21 protein-coding genes are annotated in these 23287 nt (G+C 62.2%); 10 read left to right on the top strand and 11 right to left on the bottom strand.

Annotated elements, in window-relative coordinates; all coding sequences use genetic code 11:
* The first annotated feature begins 11 nt into the window (after nt 1–11).
* From EN993_RS08370 to EN993_RS08350, 5 genes are all read left to right on the top strand, one after another.
* Nucleotides 12–1166, top strand: coding sequence for an ABC transporter substrate-binding protein (locus EN993_RS08370; protein WP_164757578.1), 1155 nt, complete (start codon nt 12–14; stop codon nt 1164–1166).
* Between the two features lie 52 nt (nt 1167–1218).
* The gene (locus EN993_RS08365; protein WP_245468700.1) at nt 1219–2106 is read left to right on the top strand and encodes an ABC transporter ATP-binding protein; all 888 of its coding nucleotides are present in this window, start codon (nt 1219–1221) and stop codon (nt 2104–2106) included.
* Complete coding sequence (locus EN993_RS08360; RefSeq protein WP_245468703.1) at nt 1992–2831, top strand: branched-chain amino acid ABC transporter permease; 840 nt, start codon at nt 1992–1994, stop codon at nt 2829–2831. Before EN993_RS08365 ends, EN993_RS08360 begins: the two co-directional genes overlap by 115 nt.
* Before the next feature lie 2 nt (nt 2832–2833).
* The gene (locus EN993_RS08355) at nt 2834–3934 is read left to right on the top strand and encodes a branched-chain amino acid ABC transporter permease (protein WP_245468698.1); all 1101 of its coding nucleotides are present in this window, start codon (nt 2834–2836) and stop codon (nt 3932–3934) included.
* A gap of 107 nt (nt 3935–4041) precedes the next feature.
* On the top strand, nt 4042–5436 hold the full coding sequence (locus EN993_RS08350) for a glutamine synthetase family protein (protein WP_127262909.1): 1395 nt from the start codon (nt 4042–4044) through the stop codon (nt 5434–5436).
* A 50-nt stretch (nt 5437–5486) separates the two neighbouring features.
* On the opposite strand, the gene EN993_RS08345 is transcribed toward EN993_RS08350, so the two are convergent.
* The 10 genes from EN993_RS08345 to EN993_RS08300 form a co-directional block, all read right to left on the bottom strand.
* Complete coding sequence (locus tag EN993_RS08345; RefSeq protein WP_109659489.1) at nt 5487–5822, bottom strand: hypothetical protein; 336 nt, start codon at nt 5820–5822, stop codon at nt 5487–5489.
* A gap of 77 nt (nt 5823–5899) precedes the next feature.
* Nucleotides 5900–6748, bottom strand: a complete 849-nt coding sequence (locus tag EN993_RS08340; RefSeq protein WP_109659491.1) for an endonuclease/exonuclease/phosphatase family protein — start codon at nt 6746–6748, stop codon at nt 5900–5902.
* Between the two features lie 141 nt (nt 6749–6889).
* Nucleotides 6890–8353: a phosphatidylserine/phosphatidylglycerophosphate/cardiolipin synthase family protein gene (locus EN993_RS08335; RefSeq protein ID WP_109659494.1), complete on the bottom strand. Its 1464-nt coding sequence runs from the start codon at nt 8351–8353 to the stop codon at nt 6890–6892.
* Between the two features lie 88 nt (nt 8354–8441).
* On the bottom strand, nt 8442–9254 hold the full coding sequence (locus EN993_RS08330) for a 3-methyl-2-oxobutanoate hydroxymethyltransferase (protein WP_127262908.1): 813 nt from the start codon (nt 9252–9254) through the stop codon (nt 8442–8444).
* 10 nt (nt 9255–9264) lie between these two features.
* The gene (locus tag EN993_RS08325) at nt 9265–10047 is read right to left on the bottom strand and encodes a hydroxypyruvate isomerase family protein (protein WP_126070281.1); all 783 of its coding nucleotides are present in this window, start codon (nt 10045–10047) and stop codon (nt 9265–9267) included.
* Nucleotide 10048: 1 nt separating this feature from the next.
* Entirely contained in the window at nt 10049–10360 is a 312-nt protein-coding gene (locus EN993_RS08320; RefSeq protein ID WP_109661247.1) for a MocE family 2Fe-2S type ferredoxin, read from the bottom strand.
* 114 nt (nt 10361–10474) lie between these two features.
* Nucleotides 10475–11299, bottom strand: a complete 825-nt coding sequence (locus tag EN993_RS08315; RefSeq protein WP_127262907.1) for an ATP-binding cassette domain-containing protein — start codon at nt 11297–11299, stop codon at nt 10475–10477.
* Nucleotides 11299–12300, bottom strand: a complete 1002-nt coding sequence (locus EN993_RS08310; RefSeq protein ID WP_126071172.1) for an ABC transporter permease — start codon at nt 12298–12300, stop codon at nt 11299–11301. The genes EN993_RS08315 and EN993_RS08310 overlap by 1 nt, the downstream gene beginning before the upstream one ends.
* Nucleotides 12301–12474: 174 nt before the next feature.
* Nucleotides 12475–13455 (bottom strand): sugar ABC transporter substrate-binding protein, encoded by a 981-nt coding sequence (locus EN993_RS08305; RefSeq protein ID WP_127262906.1) that lies wholly within the window; start codon nt 13453–13455, stop codon nt 12475–12477.
* Between the two features lie 95 nt (nt 13456–13550).
* Nucleotides 13551–14570 (bottom strand): sterol desaturase family protein, encoded by a 1020-nt coding sequence (locus EN993_RS08300; protein WP_109661251.1) that lies wholly within the window; start codon nt 14568–14570, stop codon nt 13551–13553.
* A 285-nt stretch (nt 14571–14855) separates the two neighbouring features.
* Between EN993_RS08300 and EN993_RS08295 the strand changes: the two genes are divergently transcribed.
* From EN993_RS08295 to EN993_RS08275, 5 genes are all read left to right on the top strand, one after another.
* Complete coding sequence (locus EN993_RS08295; RefSeq protein ID WP_109659504.1) at nt 14856–15893, top strand: LacI family DNA-binding transcriptional regulator; 1038 nt, start codon at nt 14856–14858, stop codon at nt 15891–15893.
* A gap of 406 nt (nt 15894–16299) precedes the next feature.
* Nucleotides 16300–17748 carry a TolC family outer membrane protein gene (locus EN993_RS08290; RefSeq protein WP_109659506.1) on the top strand — a complete coding sequence of 483 codons (1449 nt, stop codon included), beginning with the start codon at nt 16300–16302 and terminating at the stop codon, nt 17746–17748.
* 39 nt (nt 17749–17787) lie between these two features.
* Complete coding sequence (locus EN993_RS08285; RefSeq protein WP_127262905.1) at nt 17788–19920, top strand: type I secretion system permease/ATPase; 2133 nt, start codon at nt 17788–17790, stop codon at nt 19918–19920.
* A gap of 39 nt (nt 19921–19959) precedes the next feature.
* The gene (locus EN993_RS08280; protein WP_127262904.1) at nt 19960–21249 is read left to right on the top strand and encodes an HlyD family type I secretion periplasmic adaptor subunit; all 1290 of its coding nucleotides are present in this window, start codon (nt 19960–19962) and stop codon (nt 21247–21249) included.
* Nucleotides 21239–21880: a ribbon-helix-helix domain-containing protein gene (locus EN993_RS08275; RefSeq protein ID WP_109659512.1), complete on the top strand. Its 642-nt coding sequence runs from the start codon at nt 21239–21241 to the stop codon at nt 21878–21880. Before EN993_RS08280 ends, EN993_RS08275 begins: the two co-directional genes overlap by 11 nt.
* A gap of 55 nt (nt 21881–21935) precedes the next feature.
* Here the strand turns inward: EN993_RS08275 and EN993_RS08270 are convergent, their stop codons facing one another.
* Nucleotides 21936–22877, bottom strand: a complete 942-nt coding sequence (locus EN993_RS08270; protein WP_127262903.1) for a transglutaminase-like cysteine peptidase — start codon at nt 22875–22877, stop codon at nt 21936–21938.
* Nucleotides 22878–23287 lie beyond the last annotated feature (410 nt).

The following is a 23287-nucleotide window of genomic DNA, read 5'->3' as shown; positions in this document are numbered from 1 at the left end:
GGAGGGGTTCAATGGACAAGATGATTTTGGGGGCCGCGGTCGTGGCGGCGGGGCTTTTGCAGGTGACGCATGCCGGGGCCGCCGATTTGAAGATCGGTCTCGCGGTGGCGATGACCGGCACCTACGCACCCTACAGCGAGGCCGAAGGGGCACGCTGCATGGCCGACAAATTGAACAAGGCTGCCGGCGCCGGCGATCCCAAGGTCGAGCTGATGATCGAGGACAACCGCTCCGATCCGCAGCTTTCGGTGTCGCTCGGCCAGAAATTCCTCGATGCCGGCGCCCAGATCATTACCGGCGTGCCGTTCCCCGATGCGCTGATCCCGACGGCGCAGATCGCGGCGCCCTATGGCGCCACCGTGTTCTCGGCGCCGAACACGCAGCTCGAGATGCAGCAGGCCGGCCTCGACAATTTCATCGCCGGCGCGGTGCCCGATCCGATCAATGCGGCAGCGACCGCCAATGCGCTCTACGGCAAGGGCGCGCGCACCGTGGCGCTGATGGTCTCGCCCGATGCCGGTTCCTACTCGGAAAAGCTGCCGGAATGGTTCGGCGAGGTGTTCGAGCATCTCGGCGGCAAGGTCGTCTCCAAGCTCAACTATTCCTGGGGCACATCAGACTGGTCGCCGCAGATCGCCAGCATCAAGGCGTTGCCGCAGAAGCCGGACGCCATCCACATCTGCGGCGTGCTGCCGGATGTCGGCATTTTTATCCGCCAGCTGCGCGCCAATGGCTATGATGGCTGGGTCGCCGGCTGCGACGCCTTCGACGACAAGTCGCTGGAAGGCACCGTCGGTGATCCGGCCTCGCTGGAAAAGGTGATGTTCGCCACCCATGGCGCGACCGGCGTAGACAGCCCGATCGACAAGTTCCTGGCCCAGTGCAAGGCCGACGGCTACAAGATCAACGGCATCTTCGACGCGCTTGGCGCAGACATGGTGCAGATCAGCTACGAGGCGGCGAAGAAGTCCGGCACGGTCGAGCCCGCCGCCTTGCGCGAGGCGATCCGTGCGCCGGGCGGCTATCCCGGGACCACGGCGCCGATCATCTCCTTTGCCGAAAAGAAGGGTTATCCGGTCAAGGCGGTGCCGGTGATGGGATTTGCGAACGGCAAGCGGGTGCTGATCACCGACACGCCGCCGACCTTCGTTCCGGCACTGAACTGAGGCAGGTAGGTCAGGCGATGATGGATCGAGCCTTCGCAGCGCAGGCGCTGTCGTGCTGAGCGTCGACAATCTGGTTGTCCGCTACGGCGCGGTGAGCGCGGTGCGCGACCTCAGCCTGAAGGTCGGGCGGGGCGAACTCGTCGCCCTGCTCGGCCCCAACGGCGCCGGCAAGAGCTCGACCATCAATGCGCTGACGGGTCTGGTCACACCGGCTTCCGGCCGCATCGTTCTCGACGGCCAGGACATTTCGCGTGTCCGCACCGAGGATCGCATTCGCGCCGGCCTGACCTCGACGCCGGAAGGCCGGCACATCTTCGCCAATCTGACGGTCGGCGAGAACCTGCGGCTTGGTGCGGCGATACGGCGCGATCCCAAGGGCGTGCGCCAGGACATCGAGCGCTTCCTGGCGTTGTTTCCGGTGCTTTCCGAACGCTACGGGCAGGCGGCCGGTACGCTTTCCGGTGGCGAGCAGCAGATGCTGGCCATTGCCAGGTCGCTGATGTCGCGGCCGAAGCTGCTGTTGCTCGACGAGCCGTCGCTGGGGCTGGCGCCGAAGATCGTGGTGCAGATCTTCGATTTCATCGGCGAGCTTAAGGCGGAAGGGCTGACGCTGCTGGTGGTCGAGCAGAACGCCAGGCAGGCGCTGCGCTTCGCCGACCGCGTCTATGTCGTCAGTGCCGGCACGCTTCGCCACAGCGGGCCGCCGTCCAGCCTTGCGGACGAACACGGTCTCTTCAACCTCTATATCGGCGGGGAGGCGGCGACATGGATTATGCCTTGCAGCAGCTTCTCAATGCACTGGCCTTCGGTGCCGAATATTCGCTGGTGGCGCTCGGCCTCGCCGTGGTGTTCTCAATCATGGGCCTGGTCAATTTCGCCCATGGCGAGATCATCGGCGTCTCGGCCTACAGCGTGTTCCTGGCGGCCGCGCTCGGACTGACCTCGCCATTCGTCGCCGTGCTGCTTGCTGTCGCTGCCGCGGCACTTGCGGCAATCGCTTTCGAGCGGGTGGCGTTCCGGCCGGTGCGCTATGCGCCGACGACGACAGGACTGTTGACCGCCTTCGGCGTCTCGATCGTCGTGCAGAACCTGTTCATGCTGCTGATCTCGCCAAAGCCGCAATCGGTTTCGATCCTCAATGGGCTGAACCAGATGTGGTTCTTCGGCCCCTTCGCGGTGTCGTCGCTGCAGGTGATGGAGCTCATCGTCTCCGGCCTGACCATCCTGGCCCTGGTGCTCTTCCTCAACCGTTCGACGTTGGGCTTAGCCATCCGCGCGGCGTCGCGCGATTTCGCCACGGTGCGGCTGATGGGGATCAAGGCGAACCGGGTGATCGCCACCGCCTTCGCCATCTCCGGCGCGCTGGCCGGCATCGCCGCCGTCTTCATCATCGCGCGGCGCGGCAGCGTCTCGCCCGATCTCGGCTTCAGCCTGGTGCTGAAGGCGTTCGTCGCCTGCGTGATCGGCGGCTTCGGCTCGCTGGCGGGCGCTGCGGCCGGCGGCATGCTGCTCGGCTTCATCGAGGTCGGTCTGCTGGTTGCGTTGCCGCAGGAATATGGGGGCTTCAAGGACGCGCTCACCTACGTGATCATCGTCGCGCTGCTTGTCTACCGGCCGGAAGGCCTGCTCGGCCAGCGGGTCGAACTCGGCGACAAGGAGATTTGAAGGTGGCGAGATTTGAGGTGTCGCAGGCAATCGAAGAGACCGCATCTCCGCCTGCTGCTGTCGCACAGCCCCGTGCTGCGCTGACGCGCTCGCTCATCGGTGGCCTGGTGACGTCGCTACCGGTGCTGGTGGTCGGGCTGCTAATCCTGAATTTCGCACCGACCTACTACACCTATCTGGCGCTCGGCGCCTTCGTGAACCTGATCGTCGTCGTCGGCCTGCAGGTGTTCATGGGCAACAGCAACATCGCCAATCTCGGCCACAGCGCCTTTGTCGGCCTCGGCGCCTATGGTGTCGCCATCCTGTCGACGCCGCTGGCCATGAAGAAACTGTCGATCCCCAATGCGCCGTTCGGCTTCGCCACATTGCAACTCGATCCGGTGTCGTCGGCGCTCATCGCGCTCATCATGGTCGGCATCGTCGCCGCCGTCAGCGGTAAGGTGATCAGCCGCCTGTCGGGCGTCGCCGCGACCATCGTCAGCCTGGCGCTGCTGATCATCGTCCATTCGGTGTTTCTCAACTGGACCAACCTGTTCAAGGGCAACCAGGCCTTCTTCGGCATCCCGAAGGTGGTCGGCCTGCCCTGGATGATGGTGTTTTCGGTGGTGGTGATCGTGCTGGCGCGGCTGTTCAAGGACAGCCGCTGGGGCCTGCAGCTCCGCGCCAGCGCCCAGAGCCCGCAAGCCGCGGCAGCGCTCGGCATCGACGCCCGGGGCCTGCGGCTGATGTCGTGGGTGCTGTCGGCGCTGATCTGCGGCCTGGCCGGCGTGCTCTACGCCTATTTCGCGGGCACGATCAGTCCCAAGCTTTTCTACTTCCAGATGATCTTCAACACGCTGGCGATGCTGATCCTGGGTGGCATGGCGACGGTGACAGGCGCGGTCACCGGCGTGATCGTGCTTTCGGTTGGGCTCGAATTCATCCGTAGCATTGAATCCGGCGTGACGATCGCCGGCATCCAGCTGCCGCAATTGCTCGGGCTGTCGGGTGTGGCGCTCGGCGTCGTCATCGTGCTTTGCATGGCTTTTCGGCCAAGCGGCATCAGCGGCCGCTACGAGCTCGATGAACTGCTGTCGCGATTGTTCAGGCGCAACGCAAAATAGCGAAGCGTCTATCTCTTTCTTCTAACGCTTCTAACGCAATTCCGGACGGAAAACCGTTTCACACTTTTCCTGGAATTGCTCCGAGTTTTCCTGGTGGAGGTCTGAACGTGGAATTTGAGGACAAGGCTGCAGAGTATGCGCCGAAGCTGGAGGCGCTGCAGCGCGAACTGGCGACGCGCGGCGTCGAATTCATCGAGATGCATACGGTCGACACATCAGGAGCGTTCCGCTCCAAGATCGCGCCGCTGAAGCTTTCGACCTATGGCGAATCCATCAACGCCATCCTGTATTGCGTCACCCATGGCGACGGCCAGCCGATGGGCGATGTCGCCTTCGCCTCGCCGAGCGCCAATGACGAGAATGGCTTCCCGAATATCAAGGGGATCATCGATCCGGCGACGGTCGTCCAGCACGGCTGGAAGCCGAAATTCGCCTCGGCCATCACGAGTTCCTACATGCTCGACGGCGCGGTCTGCCCGTTCGATCCGCGCGGCGTGCTCGCCCGCGTCGAGGAACGCGCCCGGGCGCTCGGCTACGAGCCGATGATCGCACTCGAATACGAGTTCGGCATCTTCCACGCCGACCACGATCTGATGCGCGCCGGGCGCTACCGCGAGCTGAAGCCCTGGGGCCATTCGCTGATCAATTATGATCTGGTGCGCAGCGGCGAATATCAGGATTTTGCCGCCGAATTCATCACCCGCATGAAGAGCATCGGCATCGGCGTTGCCTCGCTGGTCACCGAATATGGCTATGGCATGTATGAATACGCGCTGACGCCGAAATCGGCGCTGCAGGCAGCCGACGACGCCATGCGCGCCAAGCTGCATCTGCGTGAACTGTGCGCCGAGCGTGGCCTGGTCGCCACTTTCATGACGCGCTTCCAGCCGCCAGGCAAGGAAAGCGCCTGTGGCGCGCATCACCATGTCAGCCTGTGGCGCGACGGCAAGCCGGCTTTCGCCGCCGGTCCGAACCGGCTGACGCCGGTCGCCGACAAATTCCTTGCCGGCCTGCTCAACCGGATGCAGGAAACGCATCTGCTGTTTCGGCCGACGGTCAATTCCTATCGCCGCTTCGATCGTGGCGCCTGGTCGCCGGAGGACGTCGCCTGGGGGTTCGAGAACCGTACAGCACCCATCCGCGCCATCACCACGCCGAATGACGGCGCCTGCCGGCTGGAGCATCGCGCGCCTGGCGCCGACATCAATCCCTATCTGTCGATTGCCGCGATCTTGGCGGCGGGCTGCGAGGGGATTGAGAAGGAGCTGCCGCTCGAAGCGCCGGTGACGTCGAACTTGGCCAATCTCGACAAGCCGAAGCTGCCGGGCACGCTCAATGCTTCGATCGAGGCGTTCGCCGCCTCGGATTTCTGCGCTGATGCCTTCGGCGATGCCTTCCGCGACAATTATGCCGAGAGCCGGCGGGCCGAGCAGGCGGCGTTCGACGCCTGGCAGGCGTCGCACATCACCGACTTCGAATGGCAGCGCTATTTCGTCAGCTAGTCATGCCAGAGCGAAACCGGCCGGCTTTCGCTGGGCGGTTTATCTAGGCATCAGCCGCAGACGCGGACCTCCTCGATCACCCTGTGGTGGTGGCGCCAGTGCTTGACCAGTTCGATATGGCAGCGGTGATGCCGGTGGTGGCGGCGATACTCGCCATCGTTGTAGTCACCGTACTGCACGCTGCCGTTCTGATCGTCACCATACTGGTTGTCGTTGTTATACCGGTGATGGCGACGAACGACAATTTCGCCGTTGTCGGACTGATCGTCCTGTGAATACTGGTTGTTGTCGTCGGACTGGATAATCACGCTTGCGGCTTGCGTGGGTGCAATGACCGCAGCTGTCGCGGCAAATGCCAACATGGAAGCTAAAATCAGTTTTTTCATTTCATCCTCCTGCGAGTTAAAGACATATCAACTCGACATATCAACTCGCGGAAGAACCGGGCGGTTCCACCGGAAATCTACACGCTTTGCGACGCCGGAGATATCAAGGCGTTATCGGAGACACGCTCCAGGCGCACGAAGGCCGTCAGCGGCAGGTGGTCGGAGGCAACGCGCGAAAGCGGCGTGTCATGCGCGTCGACAGCGGCAATCATGCCATGCCTGTTGGCCATGATCCGGTCGAGCGCCAGCAGCGGCAGGTTTGAGGGGAAGGTGGGGACCGCCGGCGGCTGCGGGCCGAACGTCGCATGCAGCGTGTTGAGCGCGGAGCGGTTGCCGAGCCGCCATTCGTTGAGGTCGCCGAGCAGCAAGGTCGGCTTTTCGTCCGGGCTGTTCATCAGTTCAAGCACGACACGTGCTTGCTGGGAGCGCGAACGGCGCAGCAGGCCAAGATGGGCGGCGATAATGCGCAGCGTCTGACTTCCATCGAGGTCGATCTCCGCCACCACCGCGCCGCGCGGCTCCAGACCCGGAAGCTTGATCTGATGCACGTCACGAACGACGCCCTTCTTGAACAGCAGGACATTGCCATGCCAGCCATGGCCCTTGCCGGTCGCGGAAATCGGCACCGGAACCAGGCCGGTTTCCCGCTCGAGCCGGGGCAGGTCGAGAAGCCCATCACGGTCGCCGAAACGGTTGTCGGCTTCCTGCAGCGCAATGACATCCGGATCGATTTCGCGGATAACGCGGATGGTCCGCTCCGGGTCGAACTTCCTGTCGACGCCGATGCATTTGTGGACATTGTAGGAGGCAACCAGTGTGCCGGTGATGGCTGTCGTCTTGTGTGCAGCGGCGTTTGCCTTCTGCATCCGGCGGTCACGAATGGATAGAAGCATGCTTGCCGGGAGGCTGCGTCCGTTCATTCGCATCGTGTGCCTGCCATTTCAGCTGCTTTCACCATGCACCTCAAATAGAGTCTTTGGGCTTATGTTCCATGATCGACACCAAACTATCCGGCAAACACGTCGTTTTGTTAAAGATAGGGTGAACCCATCTAGGGCTAAGCCCATCTAGAGATAGGGTGAACCCAGCCAAAGCACCCGGTCGAACAGCCTGATAAGGAATGGCCGGGCCCGCAACGCGTCCAGCGTCACCGGCACGGCGGAGGCGATTGCCGACCCGATCCGCGCCTCGATCTCGCTGGCAAAGCCGGCGTCGAGCACCTCGAGGTCGATCTCGAAATTCAGCCGCAGCGACCGGGCGTCAAGATTGGAAGAGCCGACATAGGCCCACACACCGTCGATCGAAAGCAGCTTCGAATGGTCGAACGGTCCCTCGGTACGCCAGACGCGGCAATAATGTTTCAGCACCTGGTCGAACTGCGCCGTCATCGCACGGTCGACTAGGAAGAGGTTGTTCACGGCCGGCACGACGATGTCGATTTCGACACCGCGTCTGCCGGCGGTGATCAGCGCACTGATCAGTTCCCGATCCGGCAGGAAATAGGGCGACATCAGGCGGATCGACTTGCGGGCGACTGAGAAGGCACCGATCAGCAGCTTGTGGTTGGTCTCGTTGCTGGCGTCCGGGCCGGACGCGACCGCCCGTACCAGCATCGGCACGCCGGGCGACGGTGACAGCGGGGCAATTCGCCAGGCATCCCCCTTCAGAGCCTCATTGGTGGCGAAGCGCCAGTCCTCGGCGGCGACCGAAAAGAGGTCGGCTACGACCGGACCGGTCACCCGGAAATGTGTGTCCCTGGCGCTGTTGGAGCCGGCGAATTCGGCGGAGAAGCCCTTGCGGATGTTCATGCCGCCGGTGAAGGCGGCCATGCCGTCGACCACCAGGATCTTCCGGTGGGTCCTGAGATTGGCGTAGGGCAGGCGCAGGCCCATGACGATGTTGCCGTTGAAGACATCGGCGGGGATGTTGGCCTCGCGCAAATGCCCAAGGATGCTCGGCACGGAGTAGCGGGCGCCGACGGCATCGATCAGCACGCGGACGGTGACGCCGCGCCGGACAGCTCCAGCCAGCGCTTCGACGAAGAGCAGGCCGACGGCATCATTGTCGAAAATATAGGTCTCGAGCAGGATGCTGCGCTCGGCGCCGTCGATGGCCGCGCACATGGCGGCATAGGCCTCGTCACCTGTCTCCAGCACATCGATTGCATTTCCCGGGTTGAGCGCGCGCCGTGCCACCCTGTCGCCCAGTGTTCTCAAGCCCGTGAAGCGCTGGCCGTACCGCTCGACGATCAGGGCCTCTTCGGCGGCGAGGTCGCGTTCATACTTGGCGGACACCGCGTCGCCGGCCAGCGGACGCTGTGCGGTGATCGTGGCACGACGAATGCGGTTGATGCCGGCGACGGCATAGATCAGCACGCCGAGGATCGGCGACAGCACCATGACGCCGACCCAGCCGGTGGCGGCGCGGACATCCTCCTTGGTCATGACGGCGTGGGCGATGCCAGCGGTCGCCATCACCACCGAGATGATGGCGAGAATTTGTGGCCAGTGAGTCGCCAGGGTCTCCAACATGGCCGAGACTATCCAGCGAGCGATTGCAGAAGGCAATGCGGCCTATCATGTCGCCGGATTGCGCGGGTCGCGCGTCCGCAGATAGCCGCTAGAGACCCAGAGAGGCCTTGAAAGCAGAAAGCTGCTCGTCGGCGACCGCAACCACGTGCTGCGGCTCGGGATAGGCGCCGGTCTGCACGTCGGATATGAACTCACGATAGGCGGCGATGCGCTCGCGCTGCAGCCGCTCATATTCGGCGGCGAAGTTGCGGTAGGTCTTGGCGTGGCGCGGCCTGTGGCCAGCAGTGTGGCCAAGCACGTCCTCGCTGAACAGATACTGTGCGTCGGCATGCGGCCCGGCGCCCATGCCGAGCATGATCAAGGGTGTATTCCGGGTGATCAGTTCGGCAACCCGGTCGGGCACCACTTCCAGCTCGGCGCCGAAGCAGCCGATGGCCTCCAGGCGCTTGACGTGATCCCACACCGCCCGCGCACTCTCGGCCGTCCTGCCGACGGCCTTGAAGCCGCCGGTCCAGGTGCATTGCGAGGGGATCAGGCCGACATGGGCGACGACCGGCACCGCATTGTCGCAGAGCGCCTTCTGGATATCGAGCGAGGCGGCGCAGTAGAAGCAATCGCCGCCGATGCGCATGAAGTGGTAGGCGGTTTTCAGATAATCCTCCGACGTGACCAGATCGCCGGCGGGGCCATAGGGTAGCCCGACCTGCACGAAGCAGCGGCCGGCCGCCTCGCGCATCTCTGGCGTGAAGAAGCGGCCCTCGATCGAAAGCATATCGACGCCGGCTGCATCCGCCGCTGCCGCCTCCTCAAGCGAGGTGACGTACAGCATGGAAATCTTTTGTCCGCGACCCTTCATGGCGCGGATGTCGGCGACGGTGGGGCGGCTGCTCTTGGTGACCATTCTTGTTCCCTCAGACGGTGAAAGCTTCGCGGAAGGCCTGCAGGGCAAATTCGGGATCACCGGAGGCAAACGCCTCCATGCCCACCGGCCCACGGTAGCCCATGTCCTTCAGTGCACGGGCGATGCCGCGATAGTTGATCTCGCCGGTGCCGGGCTCCATGCGTCCGGGCACATCGGCCACCTGGACCTCGCCGATCCACGGCAGGCAGGCGCGGCACAGCTCGATCAGGTTCCCTTCGCCGATCTGCGCATGGTAGAGATCGAGATTGAGGCGCAGGCCCGGCCGGTTGATATCAGACACTAGTGCAAGCGTGTCCTCGGCGCGCCCAAACGGCACGCCGGGATGGTCGACCGGCAGGTTCAAATTCTCCAGCGTGAACGTCACGCCCTCGGCTTCGGCGAGGTCGGCAATGCGGTTCAGCGTGTCGCGCGCCTTGAGCCACATCGCGCCGGTGACGATCTCGCAGGGCGTGACCGGCAGGCCGCCATCGCCCAGTCCGGTACCATGCAGATTGAGCCGCGCGACGCCGAGGCGCTTGCCGACCGCCGCCGTCTCCTTAGCCGTCTTCAGCAATTCGGCGGCACCCTCGTCATCGGCCAGCCGGCCGTGCAAATATCCATTCATGATCGAGAAGGTCGCGCCGGATCTTTCCAGCATTGCGAGATCGTGCTCGGGCCAGTTCCAGAGGCCGACCTGGAAGCCCATTTCGGTGAGGCGCTTGACGCGCCATTCCATCGGCCGGTCGCGCCACAGCATTTCGACGCAAGCCGCAAGCGTAAACGTATCGGACATGTCAGACCTCGATGTACACGCGGCCGTCCTCGACCTTCGTGGTGTAGGTTTTCAGGTTCACGCAGACCGGTGCGCGCAGCGCTTCGCCGGTCCGGTAATCGAACACGCCGTTGTGCTTCGGGCATTCGATCCTGTGTTCCATAACCAACCCGCCGCTCAGATGCACCTTCTCATGCGTGCACAGCCCGTCGGTGCAGAAGAATGCATCGTCGGGGCTACGGTAGATGGCGAATGTCCGGCCCTCGTGATCGAAGCGGATGACGTCCTCTTCCTCGATGTCATCGGTCGCGCACGCATCAATCCACTTTGCCATTGCTGGTTCCTGCAAGCCTGTCTTTGGTTGGTTGAAAAAGGCGGCCGGCGGACCACGCATTCCGCCGGCCGTACAGGAAGATGCCCGGGAGGAGGAGATGGGCGTCTTCACTGGTCACGCGTGGCTCGCGCCCTGCGTCGCATGCCCGTTGTCAGCCGCCGAGAAGCTCTCGATCTCGGCTTCAAGCTCGGCCATCTGCTCGCCGCCGGCCATCAGGTCGGTGATCGCCTCGCGGCTCTTCTCGCCCTTGCGAAAGTCGGCGGCCTTTGAGCCTCTGATGAGGACGGCGAAGTGGTCGCCGACGGTCAGGGCATGGACGACATTGTGGGTGATGAAGATCACCGCAATGCCCTTGCGGCGCGCCTGCAGCACAATGCGCAGCACGTGCGCCGCCTCCTTGACGCCAAGCGCCGCGGTCGGCTCGTCGAGGATCAGCACGCTGGCGCCGAAATGCACGGCGCGCGCGATCGCCAGCGCCTGGCGTTCACCACCGGACAGCCCACCGACAAGGCGGTCGCCGTCATCGATGCGGGTGATGCCGAGCTGGCGCATCTCGGTGACGGCGATCTCGTTGGCCCGTTTGCGGTCGTAGATGGTCAGCGGCCCCCAGCGTCGCGTCGGCTCGGCGCCGACGAAGAAGGAGCGGCCGATGCTCATCAGCGGGAACGTCCCGCCGAACTGGTGGACGGTGGCGATGCCATGGTCGCTGGCGTCGCGCGGGCTGTCGAAGGCGACTGATTTGCCGTCCATATCCATCGTGCCCGATGTCGGCTTGTGGACACCGGAGAGGATCTTGATCAGCGTCGACTTGCCAGCGCCATTGTCGCCGAGCAGGCACAGCACCTCGCCTCTGTTGACCTCGAGCGAGATGTCGTGGAGCACATCGATCGGACCGAACGACTTGTTGATTCCAGTCAGCCTGAGCAGGGGCGGTGTCATCAGCGAGCCCTCGATTTGGCACGTGGTGCGTAGGTCAGCGCCATGGTGCGGAAGGTGTTGTTCATCAGCACGGCCGCCAACAGCAGGACGCCGATGATCAGGCTTGCCCAGTTGGCGTCGAAGCCGGTGTAGAAAATGCCCTGGTTGACGATGGCGAAGGTCAGCGTGCCGAGCACGATGCCGACGACCGAACCGTAGCCGCCGGTGAGCAGCACGCCGCCAATGACCACCGCGATGATCGAGTTGAAGATGAAGGATTGGCCTGCGGCCACTTGCGCGCTGTTGTAGAGGATCGCCTGTGACATGCCGACAAAGGAGGCGCACAGGCCGCTGCTCATGAACAGGGCGATGGTCACCCGGTCGGTCGGGATGCCGGCGTTGCGGGCGCTGACGGCATCGCCGCCCATGGCCAGGATCCAGTTGCCGAAGCGCGAGAAATTCAGGATGAAGCCGACGATCAGGATGGCGGCGATCCACCAGAACAGCGTCACCTCGAACTTGCCGCCGAGATAGTCGCCGAACAGAAGCTTGGCGGTCGGTCCGCTCTTCAGCGCGACGCTGGTGCTGCCGGAGAGGATGACCGAGAGGCCGAGCGTCAGGCCGGCGAGCGCAAACAGCGTGGCCAGGGTGACGACGAAGGACGGCACCTTGGTGCGGATCACCAGCACGCCGTTGATGAAGCCGACGGCGAGCCCAAGGCCGAGCGCGGCGAGGATGCCGACGATGATCGGCAGGCCGTAATGGCCCGACAGGATAGCGATGGTCATCGAACTGGCGGGGACCATCGAGCCGACGGAGAGATCGAGATGCCCGGCGATCATCAGCAGCCCGATCGGAAGCGCGATGATGCCGAGTTCCGAGGCGACGTTGAGCCAGCTCGCGGCACCCCCGGCCGACATGAAATTGGCGCCGCCGAAGATCGAGAAAAACACCAGAACGGCGACCATGCCGATCAGCGAGCCAACTTCGGGGCGGCGCACGAGGCTGCCGATCGAGGGCATCGAAGAGTGCGGGGCGGGCGGCGCGGTGGCTGCCACGGCGGATTGGTGATGGGCTTGGGATGTCATCGAAATGTCCCTGGCTTGAACAACGGGAGCCTGGCGCGGCCAATCGTCGGCGGCGCGTGGCAGATGATGTCCGGCCCGCGAATGGGCCGGACACTCTGTCTGCAGAAGCTAACGGGCGCCGGCCCCGGCACCGGCCATCGTCGCGTCGACATTGGCGGCGTCGACGATTCCCGGTCCGGTCAGCACCGGCTTGGTCGGCAGGTCGAGCCCATAGTTGACGAGGCCGTTCAGTAGCGACACCGCAAGAAAGCCCTGCAGATAGGGTTGCTGGTCGACCGCGAACATTTGCGTACCAGCCTTGATGCGCTGCAGGCCGGTCTCGTCCATGTCAAACGAAGCGAGCTTGACCTTGTCGCCGGCATTGGCCTGGCTGATGGCGTTGGCGGCGCTGTTGGCGTCGCCGGCGCTGATGGTGATGACACCATCGATGGTGTTGTCCTTCAGCACGGCGGCCTTGATCGCCTCGGCAACCGCGGTCGGGTTGCCGAAGCTGGACGAGGGCAGCGGCAACTGGCTGGATTTGCCGCCGCTCTTGGCGATGGCGTCGGCAATGCCCTTGCAGCGGTCTTCGGTGTTGGTGGCACCGGGCAGTGTGTTGACGCACAGCACGTTCTTGGAGCCATGGCTGCCGTAATAGGCGCCGCCGCCCAGACCAGCCGCGTATTCTTCATTGCCGACATAGTTCATGGCGCCGAGCCGCTTGGCCGCGTCCATGCCGCCGGAGTTGTAGATGATCAGCGGCACGCCGGCTGCAACGACTTCCTTGAAGGCATCGTCCATGGCCTCCGGGACCCAGTCGGGGCCGACAATGGCGCTCGGCTTCTGGCTGAGCGCTGTGCGGATCAGCTTGGCCGCGTCCGGACCGAGATTGTCGTAGTTCTGCGGGCCGAGCCAGGTGACCGAGCCGCCGGTCAGCTCGGCGACCTTGCCGGCATCGTCGGCGCCCTTCTTGACCTTCGACCAGAACGGGTCATCCGCCTTGCCGCCGATGACGAAGATCTTCGCCCCGTCAGCCATTGCCGAAGTGGCCGATGTCGCCGCCACGCCCGCAAGCATGATCGCTGTCAGCAGTTTCGTGATAGTTTTCATTTCATTTCCTCCCGGTTGCCGTCGTCAGACGGGTTTAGAAAAAATAATTCATCCGCAGGCGCGCACCTCTCCCGATTGCGCGCCGCGTCATGTGATCAATGGTTCGCCTCGGCTTTGGCGTTCATGCGTTCCTTCTTTTTCTGGAAGCGGGCGTCCATCATGGCTTCGCCCTCCCTGGTGCCGTCGTGCCAGGTGCCGAACCACCGATCGAGCGGGATCAGCCCGTCGCCGCCATAGTTCACCTCGAAATATTTGTGGTGCAGGTAATGCGCGTAGGCGTGGCTATCGACGGCCTTGTCGTCGGTCACTTCCAGCTTGTCGAAGCCGAGATGGCCATTGACGGCACCGAAGCCGGCAACATGCAGCTGGAACAGCGCGACGATCGGATTGGACGGGATGACCAGGTGCCAGAAGGCGACAGCGTGATAGAGGAAGCCTTCCACCGGATGCATCGACAGCGACGACCAGGGCGAGGGGTTGATCGAGTTGTGGTGGACCGAATGGATCCAGCGATAGAGCGGGCCCCAGTGGATCAGGCGGTGGATGAAGAAGAAGTGCACCTCGTGGATGGCCGGCGCGACCAGCACCAGTGCGGCGAGGTAGACCGGATGATCCGCCCAGCCGACCCACGGCACGTAGCCATTGGCAAAACACCAGAGGAAGACGACTTCGACCACGGTCCACAGCGGGATCGTGATGAAGAACGAGCGCAGGAAGTTGTCGAGGTTCTGGCTCTGGAACCAGAACACGTCGGAGGGCGCATCGCCGGGGAATTTGTGGTTGTATTTGAACCGCGTCGCCTGGGTGCGCTTGATGTAATAGCGCAGCTCGAAGATGCCGTAGAAGACGAGGATCGTGGCGGCATTGACGGCATAGAGCCACAGCGCCCAGCCCCAGCTGATCGTCTTCATCGTCTCGACGCCAGGCACGATATAGAACCAGTAGATCAGCGCCGTGGCCATGTGGAAGGCATTCCACGGCCAGATATAGCCGGGTAGCCATGCCAGGATCTTCGGCAGCCTGGGCGGCCAGTTCCATAACGGCGCCCCCTCGATGCGTCCGTTCGGCTTCCAGTCGCCGCGCTTGTCGCGCACGCCGTATTTGAGATCGTCCATGCAATCCTCCATCCGCAATGCCGCACCCGCAACGTCTTGGGATGGGCCGCACGCGCACGCTGCCTCACACCGCCTGAGAGCGGTGGGCGAAAACCCGTCTGCGCTGTGCTGCTGCTATCCCTGGGCTGGCGGTGCGTCCGCCTTGCTTGCTTTTGACGAGATAAACATCTTGATCCAAAATGAATCAAGAATAGAATGTTTGTTCCAAATGGATTGTGTCATTCATATCAATCTGACGCGATGAATGATATTTTCGTATCAATTGCTACAGGCGGATGAGACGAAATGGATCAGAACAAGCGCCCGACGATCAGGGATGTAGCTGCCGAGGCGAATGTTTCGGTGGCCACCGTCAACCGGGTGCTGAGCGGCGCTGGTGCCGTCCGCCAGGGCACGCGCGAGCGCGTCAGGCTGGCCGCCGAGCAGATTGGCTTCTACGGCATGGGCGCGCTGCGCAGCCGCATAGCGGCCGCACGGCCGCACTACCGCTTTGGCTTCCTGCTGCACCAGCCGGGCCGCGCCTTCTACCGCAACATCGCCGAGGCGCTGCGCGCGGTGGCGCCGGCCATGCCCGACTGCGAGATAGAACTGCGCATCGAGTTTCTCGACGATCTGTCGCCGCAAAACGTCGGAGCGCGCCTGCTGGCGCTCGGTGCCGAATGCGACGCCGTCGGCGTTGTCGCCGCCGTCCATCCGCTGGTCACCCAGGCGGTCGACGCGCTGCAGGCGCGCAACGTGCCGGTGTTTGCGCTGATCTCGCAGATCTCGGCGACGGGTCAGGTTCACTACATCGGACTGGACAACTGGAAGGTCGGGCGCACCGCCGCCTGGGTGTTTGAGCATGTCTGCCGGGCGCCCGGCAAATTGGGCATCCTCGTCGGCAATCATCGCTACCGCTGCCAGGAAATGAACGAAAGCGGCTTCCGTTCCTTTTTCCGCGAGCACGCGCCTGGCTTCACCCTGCTGGAGCCGCTGCTGACCTTCGAATCGAGCGCCATCGCGCAGGAGATGACCGAGAAGCTGCTGAACGAAAATCCGGATCTGTCCGGCCTCTATGTCGCCGGTGGCGGCATCACCGGCACCATCGCGGCGCTGCGCTCCACCGGGCGGGCCGGCAGCCTCGTCGTCGTCGGCTATGAGCTGATGGACTCGACGCGCCCAGCCCTGCTCGACGGCACGCTGACTTTTGTCATTTCGCATCCGCTCGCCCGCATCGCGCAAGAAGCGCTGGCCGGCATGGTCCGCGCCGTCTCCGCCCCGAACGAAGGCGGCAACTTCACGACGATCCTGCCCTTTGAGATCTACACCCGCGAGAACATCTAGTCGGCGCCGACAGGCTGCCGAGAGCGTGTTTTGGCGGGAATTGCTATCCTCGATGGCACGCGGCACCTAGCGTGGCGCTGTCCGAAACAGCGATCCAACTCTGGATTAGTCGTCAATAGCGACTGTTCGCGTCTGCTACGATTCTGCCCGCATTGGCCGGCGGCCCTCATGTTTTTGCGGTTTCCCACACGTGACAGCGTCCGGGTGCAACCGCAGCGGGTCGATGTTTATGTGCTATTTTTGCTACATCCCGCAGCCTTGTAGCGCGAATCAGCTCTTTTAGTGTTATCTAAATTAATAATCACTCACATATTTCGTGAATCTGTTGGATAGTTCTCCAACGGCAGCCCCTGGGCTTGGTTGTAGCGCTGTGAAAAGGCGCTGGGGAAACGTTAGGGTGGGTTGAATGAATACGACAAGCGTGTCGACCATAGGCAAGCGCCTTGGTCTCTTGATGGCGGCCACGATGCTGACCTGCGCGAGCGCTCATGCGCTCACGCTCAAGGAGGCGATGGCTGTTGCGGTGGAATCCAATCCCGAGATTGGACAGGCGATCGAAAACCGCGAAGCAATCGAGTTCGAGCTGCGGCAAGCCAAAGGCCTTTATCTTCCCAGTGTCGATGTCGAGGCATCGGCTGGCGTTCGCCGGCTGGACAATCCATCCAGGCGCTCGCTTTCCATACAAGACGATGCGCTCTATCCAGCTGAAACGGATCTTACCGTTTCGCAGACGCTTTATGACAGCGGCGCAAGGCGGGCCGAATTGAACCGCCAGGCATCGCGCGTCGATGGCGCTTCATTCCGGGTGCTGGAACGGTCCGAATTCATCGGGCTGTCCGTTGTCCAGGACTACCTGGAGTACATGCTGCAGGCGTCGATTGTCGCCGAAGCGAAGAAAAATCTCGGCTTCCATCAGGCAATTCTCGGCGACATCCGGCAAGGCATCTCGGGCGGCGCGCTGAACGAGGCCGACCGGCAACAGGCCGAGGAACGGCTGTTCGCCGCCAAGGCGCGCATGCAGGAGGCGACCGAGGAACTGGAAGCGGCCAAGATCCGCTTCTTCAAGACCGTCGGAAAGCCGCTGATCAGCCCTTCGAGACCGGGCGACGTCTCGGCCGCACTCCCGCGCTCGCTTGACGAGGCAATAGGGTTGGCGCGCGAAAGCAATCCGCGCGTGCACATGGCCAACAGCGACATCGACGCGGCGGCCTCCCTCGTGGACGCTGCGCGGGCAAAATTTGGCCCCTCCATCATCGCTGAAGGTGTCGCCCGGGCGGGAACTGACATTGACGGTGACAATGGCGACACTTCCGACCTGCAAGCGCGCGTGGTCCTGCGCTGGAACCTCTACCGCGGTGGCATCGACAAGGCCAATGAGCAGGAGCAGATCCGCCGCACCAGTGAACAGCGTCTCGCGCTGCATCAGGTCCAGCGCGAAATCGAGGAAGCTGTTCGCACCTCATGGGATCGCCGGTTCCGGCAAGCCGATCTGGCAAAGACCCTGAGGCAACAGGCCGCCGCCAATGAGAAGCTGGTCGCTTCCTATCGCGAGCAGTTCAAAGTCGGACAGCGCTCGCTGCTCGACGTGCTCGATGCACAGAATACGCGGTTCAACACGGCAACGCTGGCGGACACCGCTTCCTATGCATCGCTGTTTGCCCAGTACCGGCTTCTGGCCGCGACCGGACAATTGCTGAAAACGATGAACCTTCAGCCGGCAAAGCAAGCGACGGCCTATGCACGAGCCGAGTTTGCAGCACCGGAAACCGCAGACACGGAAACCTATGCGCGGACGCCATCGGAGCAGAAGAACGACCTGCCTTTCGACATCCTCGCCCCAGTGAGGAAGAAATAAGACGGCACAAGGTCCTGCGAGAGTCCTGACGGGCAGATCGTGAACCAGCAACCCAACATCCTCTCCCCCAAGGAGGCGTTCAAGGCCTGCTTCTCAGCGGTTGCCGGATATCTCGGCAGGCCGAGCGCGGAGACCGTGCTGTTCGCCGGCGTGCCGCTCTCGGACACGCGAATTGAGGTCGACGACATCAGGCACCTTGCCGAGCGCATCGGCCTGGAAGTCACCGAGTTCAGTCACCGCGACTTTCTCAGGGGACGCGTAGACTTTCCCGCCATCGTCTTTCGCGTCAGCCAGTTGCCGGTCGCCCTGCTCGCCCAAACCGAAGGCGGTGCATACATCACCGCGCCGCAGGAAGACGGCCGCACCGCAATCGACAGATCGGAACTCGCCGCCAGCTATATCAGCGGTGGCGTATCCTTCTCGATAACCTACGCCAACGCCGCCGAAGGCATGACGGTCGGCTCGGCAGCCAAGATCGAGAGAAGACACTGGCTGACCGGAACGATGGGCGCTTTCTGGCGGACCTATTCGAAGGTCGTTCTGGCGGCGGTGTTCATCAATGTTCTGGCCATAGCCTCGCCGATCTTCACCATGAACGTCTACGACAGGATCCTGCCCAATAAGGCAGTGTCGACGCTGTGGGTCCTGGCGATCGGCATTGGCGCTGTCATCCTGTTCGACCTGCTCTTGAAGACGGCCAGGGCTTCACTCATCGACTATGCAGGGCGCAAAGCGGATCTTCGGATATCCTATCTCCTGTTCGAGAAAGTGCTGAACTCGTCGCTGTCGGCGCGTCCCGGCTCGACCGGTGAATACGCAAACAGGGTCACGCAATATGAGTTCGTCAGAGAGTTCTTCACCTCGAACACCATCAGCGTGTTCATCGACACGGCCTTCGTCTTCATCTTTCTTCTTGTCATCTACGCGATAGGCGGCTGGCTGGTGATCATACCGGCGCTGGCCTTCGTGATGTCCGTCATCGTCGGTTTGATCACCCAGCGCCGCATCGGCAAGCGCGTCGCTGCGTCGATGAACGAAGCTTCGCAACGCCAGGCCCTGTTGGTTGAATCCATCTCCACGCTGGAGACCATCAAGTCGCTGCGCGCCGAGGCGTATCTGCTGCGAAAATGGGGGGAGCACTCCAAGAACGCCGCCAACACGTCCGAGAAGATCAAACAGCTTTCGGCGGCCGCGGGCAACATAACCCAGTCCATACAGCAACTGGTGACCGTCGCTCTGGTCGTGGCCGGCGCTTATGCCTTCTCGGAAGGGCATGTCTCGACGGGAGCAATCATAGGAACGGTGATGCTGGCGAGCAGGGCCGTAGCGCCGCTCGGCCAGATCGCCATCACCCTGTCCCGGTTTCGCCAGGCCATGCTCTCGTTGAGAATGGTGAACTCGATCATGGCTCAACCGGAAGACCGACCGGAAACGGTGGGTTTCGTCAACCGCCCCATTCGCAAGGGGGCGATGGTGTTCAGGAATGTCGGGTTTGTCTATCCGGGCTCCGAAAACGAGGTTTTGACCGGCCTGAATTTCTCGGTCAAGCCGGGTGAGCGGATCGGCATCATCGGCCGCATAGGATCGGGAAAGACGACGATGGGCCGGCTGATCGGCAGGCTTTTCCTGCCGACCTCCGGTGAGCTGCTGCTGGACGGGATCGATATTCGCCAGTATCACCCGTCCGAGGTTCGCGCCGCGGTCGGCATCGTTGCGCAGGCTGGCGATCTGTTCTCGGGCACCATCAAGGAGAACCTCCTGATGGCATGCCCCGAGGCTACCGATGAGCAGATCATCGAGGCGGCAAAGGCGGCTGGCGTCGACGATTTCGTCTCACGCCACCCACGCGGCTACGACATGAATGTCGGCGAGCGCGGCACCAATCTTTCAGGCGGCCAGAGGCAGACGGTGGCGATCGCACGCCTGCTGCTGACCAAACCGAAAATCGTCTTTCTGGATGAGCCGTCGGGCTCGATGGATCTCGCATCGGAACGCCAGTTGATCAAGCAGCTCAAAGTCGCCTTTGACCGTGACACCACGCTGATCGTCTCGACACATCGCTTCAGCATGCTTGAACTGGCCGACCGCCTGATCGTTATCGAACAGGGCAAGATCGTTGCTGACGGACCGAAAGACCAAGTCATACAGGCGTTGCAGAAAACAAGCGCCTGACAAGACAAATATTGCATCCAATGCGTTGGGGCGTGGGAAATGCTTGCCAGAGAAGATCGACCGCCGCTGTTTGCGTCGGCGTCCATATTCATCATCGGAGCGCTCTTCGTCGTTTTTGTCGCCTGGGCGTCCTTTGCCGAAGTCGATGAGATCGCACGCGGCGACGGCAAGGTCATACCCGCTTCCAAGACCCAGATCATTCAGGCGAGCGAAGCCGGTGTCGTTCAGGAAATCGCCGTGACGATTGGCCAGATCGTCAAGAAGAACGATCTCATCATTCGCCTGGACAACACGCTCAACACGTCCAGTCTTGGCGAGCAGCAGGCCAAGGCGCGCGCGCTGGAAGTGCGCATAGCAAGGCTGAAATACGAACAGGCCGGCAATCTCTCGGGCCCATTTCCGTGCCCGCCGGACATTCAGTCAATCGCTCCGCAAATCTGCGACAATGAACAGAAGCTGCTCATCGCCCGACGCGAGAACTTCGACAACAAGCTGTCCGTGCTCAAGTCACGCCTTGACCAGCGCGAGAGGGAACTGGCCGAGGCGGTGGCCAATTCCGACCGTCTGACCAAAAACCTGGTGGTCAGCGACCAGGAGGCAAAACTGGTCGACGCGATGGTCAAGAAAGGCCTGATGGCACGGACCGAGCAGCTCCGGGTAGAGCGCGAACAGACCGAACTCAACGGCCAGCTGAACCTAGCCGGCGAAACGATAAAGAAGATCAAATCGTCGATTACGGAAGCTCAGCTTCAGGTCGAAGAACTCGGCCTGCAACTGCAGCAGGAGGCATTGGACGACCTTACCCAGGCGCTGGCGGACCTTTCGGTGGTGGACGAAACCATAAGGGGGGCCACCGACAAGGTCGCGCGCACCGATATCCGGTCTCCGGTGGACGGCATCGTCAACACGCTGGAGCTGAACACGGTCGGGGCCTTCGTCCAGCCTGGTGCTGTCGTGGCCGGCATCGTGCCAACCTCCGAGACCTTGCTTGTGGAGGCACGGGTCTCGCCACGGGATGTCGCGTTCATCCGTCCCGACCAGGAAGCACTTATCAAGGTCACCGCCTATGATTTCTCGATCTTCGGCGGCATCGAAGGCAAGGTCTCTAACATTACGGCTGACAGCTTGGTCGACCAGAAGACAGGGGAACCCTATTACCAGGTGCGCGTGTCGACGGACAAATCGACACTTGAGAGAGACGGCAAGGCTTACTCGATCATCCCCGGAATGATCTGTTCAGTCGACATCAAGACCGGGCGCAAGACGATCCTGCACTACCTCTTGAAGCCGATCAACAAGGCACGTGAGGAGGCGATGAGTGAGCGGTAGCGCCAGCTTTCACCATCCTGATGGCGAGCGGCTGCTTCCTGCGGTCACGGCCCAGGATTTTGGGCTGGAATTTCGGGTCGTGGCACGTGGCGGCATACGACGCGGCATCCGTCTGGAGCGGGCATTCTGGATGTCGCTGAAGCAGATGGCTGAAAGCAGGAAGTGCACGATCGGCATGCTCATCGATGAGATCGCCGAAAGCCAGGCGCAGACAGGTAACCTGACATCCGCGATCAGGGTGGCCTGCATGCGTGGATTGGCGGACGAAAACCTGACTTTGCGAAGGCTTGCGTCGATCAATACCATCAGCGCTATACTGCTCGCTTGCCCGTCACCGGCCTTTGCCCTGGCTTCATCGAAGAAGATCCTGACGTTCAACGCGCCGTTCCAGCAACTGGTCAAGCGTCAATTGCCGATCGTTCCAAACGATGATGCCCGGCACGACCTCAAGCTGGCGCTGGACCTCAATGTGGCCGACATCTTCGCGCGGCTCGACGCCAATGGCGAAGCGCCCGTGGCTACCGGTTTTGTCATCGGTGCCGGTGACCGTCGATACCGAGGGCAGTTGAATGTGGTGAGGGCTCCGGTGGTCGAGCCGGAGTTGCTGATGGCGTTCGTCTTCGGCGGTTAGACCACAGATAGACTGTCCCCCCGCGCCGGAATGCATCGCACAATCTTGCCGAAACCTATGGCTGAAAACCTTCGCCAGGTGCGACGGTTGCGAAACCGCCTTTGATGTCAGCCATCTGGGCTCCGCCCGGTCTCGAGCCGTGGATCCAGGCCCGGTCCGTGCTGAACGAATAGAGCGGAACGTAATCCGGGAGATCGCTATCGCGCACAACAGTGTTGCTGAGGCTGTCGAGAATGAAGGTGCCGCTGCCTGTGCTCACCGAGAGTACAGCGTGAAAGAATCCTCGCTTGCGGTCCTGGAGAACAACGAGCGCCATGCTTTGCGTTGGAATGCCAGCCCTCAGCAGAGCCGTCATCTTGAGGATGGCAAAATCCTCGCAGTCGCCGGCGCGCCGCTCGAGAATCTCCGAAGGCTTCGCCCAATAGTCGAGTTTGCCGTAGACGACGCTGTCTTTCCGGTATGCGATCAGGCGATTTACGCTGCTGTTGACGAAGGATAGTTTCTCGCTGAATCCCTTGCCTTGGGCGGCGGAGATCATGTCGGCAAAAGCCGCGCTCTTGCGCTCGCAGGCACTGCCTGCCGAGCAGGCGGTGATTGCCTGGTAGACAGGCGCCCAGCGCGCCGCGACTGGAAAATTGCGCATCGACAAAGCAACCGATCCGAACACGCCCGGAATGATCGACGCCGTCTGCACCGGATCTATCCCGGCCTCACCTTGTGCCACTGACGAGCCATCCCCGCGGTCGGAAACCGCCGCGCCATAGCTGCTGAAAACCATGCCGATCCGGTAAGGGGCCACAGGCTGCCAGGGCTGAGGCCTCGCCAGCGAAACACCGCCGAGACAGGGCGGCGTCTGGACCTTTTCCAGAGCCGTGCCGGATGCGGCGACCTCGCTGGAAGCGGCCTTCGCGAAGGATGGCCCCGCCAGGCCGACAAGCCCGATTGCCAGCAAGAGCACCTTGAGCCTGGTTTTTCCCAGGGAATTTTCTTTTTTCATAACGCCCACCTTTGACTGTGGACGCTACCAATCTTGTCTCAAATTATTGGAAAGGAAGGTGGATAACTTTCCCGCAAATCACTACGTCTATTTTCTATAAAATTTTATTCAATTTTATACTTTCATTTACCAGAAAACTCCGGCCTGCCATCGGTCAAGCAAGTCGCATGGAAGCCAACATATATCAGGTTATATGTTTGAGGTTTACCACGTGTAAAAAATGCCGAACCATGCATATCAGAATATATGAAATAGATTTCGAGACTGTTGCAAAGTAGAAGTGGCCGCTGTCTCTATCCGGGAAATATCGGAGGGGTTTCAGCCATGACGACCAATATCGAGTTGGACAGCTTTTCGGGTTCCTTGAACGAGCATTCCGCGTCCAATGAACACGGCGATCAGACATCGCC

Origin of the sequence: Mesorhizobium sp. M7D.F.Ca.US.004.01.2.1, assembly GCF_003997785.1 — a bacterium.
Lineage (GTDB): Bacteria > Pseudomonadota > Alphaproteobacteria > Rhizobiales > Rhizobiaceae > Mesorhizobium > Mesorhizobium loti.
This window is presented reverse-complemented; position numbering and strand designations above follow the sequence as displayed.

Bases quoted from the DNA above. Each gene is read 5' to 3' on its own strand.
- EN993_RS08370 (WP_164757578.1), top strand. From the start codon at position 12: ATGGACAAGATGATTTTGGGGGCCGCGGTCGTGGCGGCGGGGCTTTTG.
- EN993_RS08345 (WP_109659489.1), bottom strand. From the start codon at position 5,822: ATGAAAAAACTGATTTTAGCTTCCATGTTGGCATTTGCCGCGACAGCT.
- EN993_RS08340 (WP_109659491.1), bottom strand. From the start codon at position 6,748: ATGCGAATGAACGGACGCAGCCTCCCGGCAAGCATGCTTCTATCCATT.
- EN993_RS08335 (WP_109659494.1), bottom strand. From the start codon at position 8,353: ATGTTGGAGACCCTGGCGACTCACTGGCCACAAATTCTCGCCATCATC.
- EN993_RS08330 (WP_127262908.1), bottom strand. From the start codon at position 9,254: ATGGTCACCAAGAGCAGCCGCCCCACCGTCGCCGACATCCGCGCCATG.
- EN993_RS08325 (WP_126070281.1), bottom strand. From the start codon at position 10,047: ATGTCCGATACGTTTACGCTTGCGGCTTGCGTCGAAATGCTGTGGCGC.
- EN993_RS08320 (WP_109661247.1), bottom strand. From the start codon at position 10,360: ATGGCAAAGTGGATTGATGCGTGCGCGACCGATGACATCGAGGAAGAG.
- EN993_RS08315 (WP_127262907.1), bottom strand. From the start codon at position 11,299: ATGACACCGCCCCTGCTCAGGCTGACTGGAATCAACAAGTCGTTCGGT.
- EN993_RS08310 (WP_126071172.1), bottom strand. From the start codon at position 12,300: ATGCCCTCGATCGGCAGCCTCGTGCGCCGCCCCGAAGTTGGCTCGCTG.
- EN993_RS08305 (WP_127262906.1), bottom strand. From the start codon at position 13,455: ATGAAAACTATCACGAAACTGCTGACAGCGATCATGCTTGCGGGCGTG.
- EN993_RS08300 (WP_109661251.1), bottom strand. From the start codon at position 14,570: ATGGACGATCTCAAATACGGCGTGCGCGACAAGCGCGGCGACTGGAAG.
- EN993_RS08295 (WP_109659504.1), top strand. From the start codon at position 14,856: ATGGATCAGAACAAGCGCCCGACGATCAGGGATGTAGCTGCCGAGGCG.
- EN993_RS08290 (WP_109659506.1), top strand. From the start codon at position 16,300: ATGAATACGACAAGCGTGTCGACCATAGGCAAGCGCCTTGGTCTCTTG.
- EN993_RS08280 (WP_127262904.1), top strand. From the start codon at position 19,960: ATGCTTGCCAGAGAAGATCGACCGCCGCTGTTTGCGTCGGCGTCCATA.
- EN993_RS08270 (WP_127262903.1), bottom strand. From the start codon at position 22,877: ATGAAAAAAGAAAATTCCCTGGGAAAAACCAGGCTCAAGGTGCTCTTG.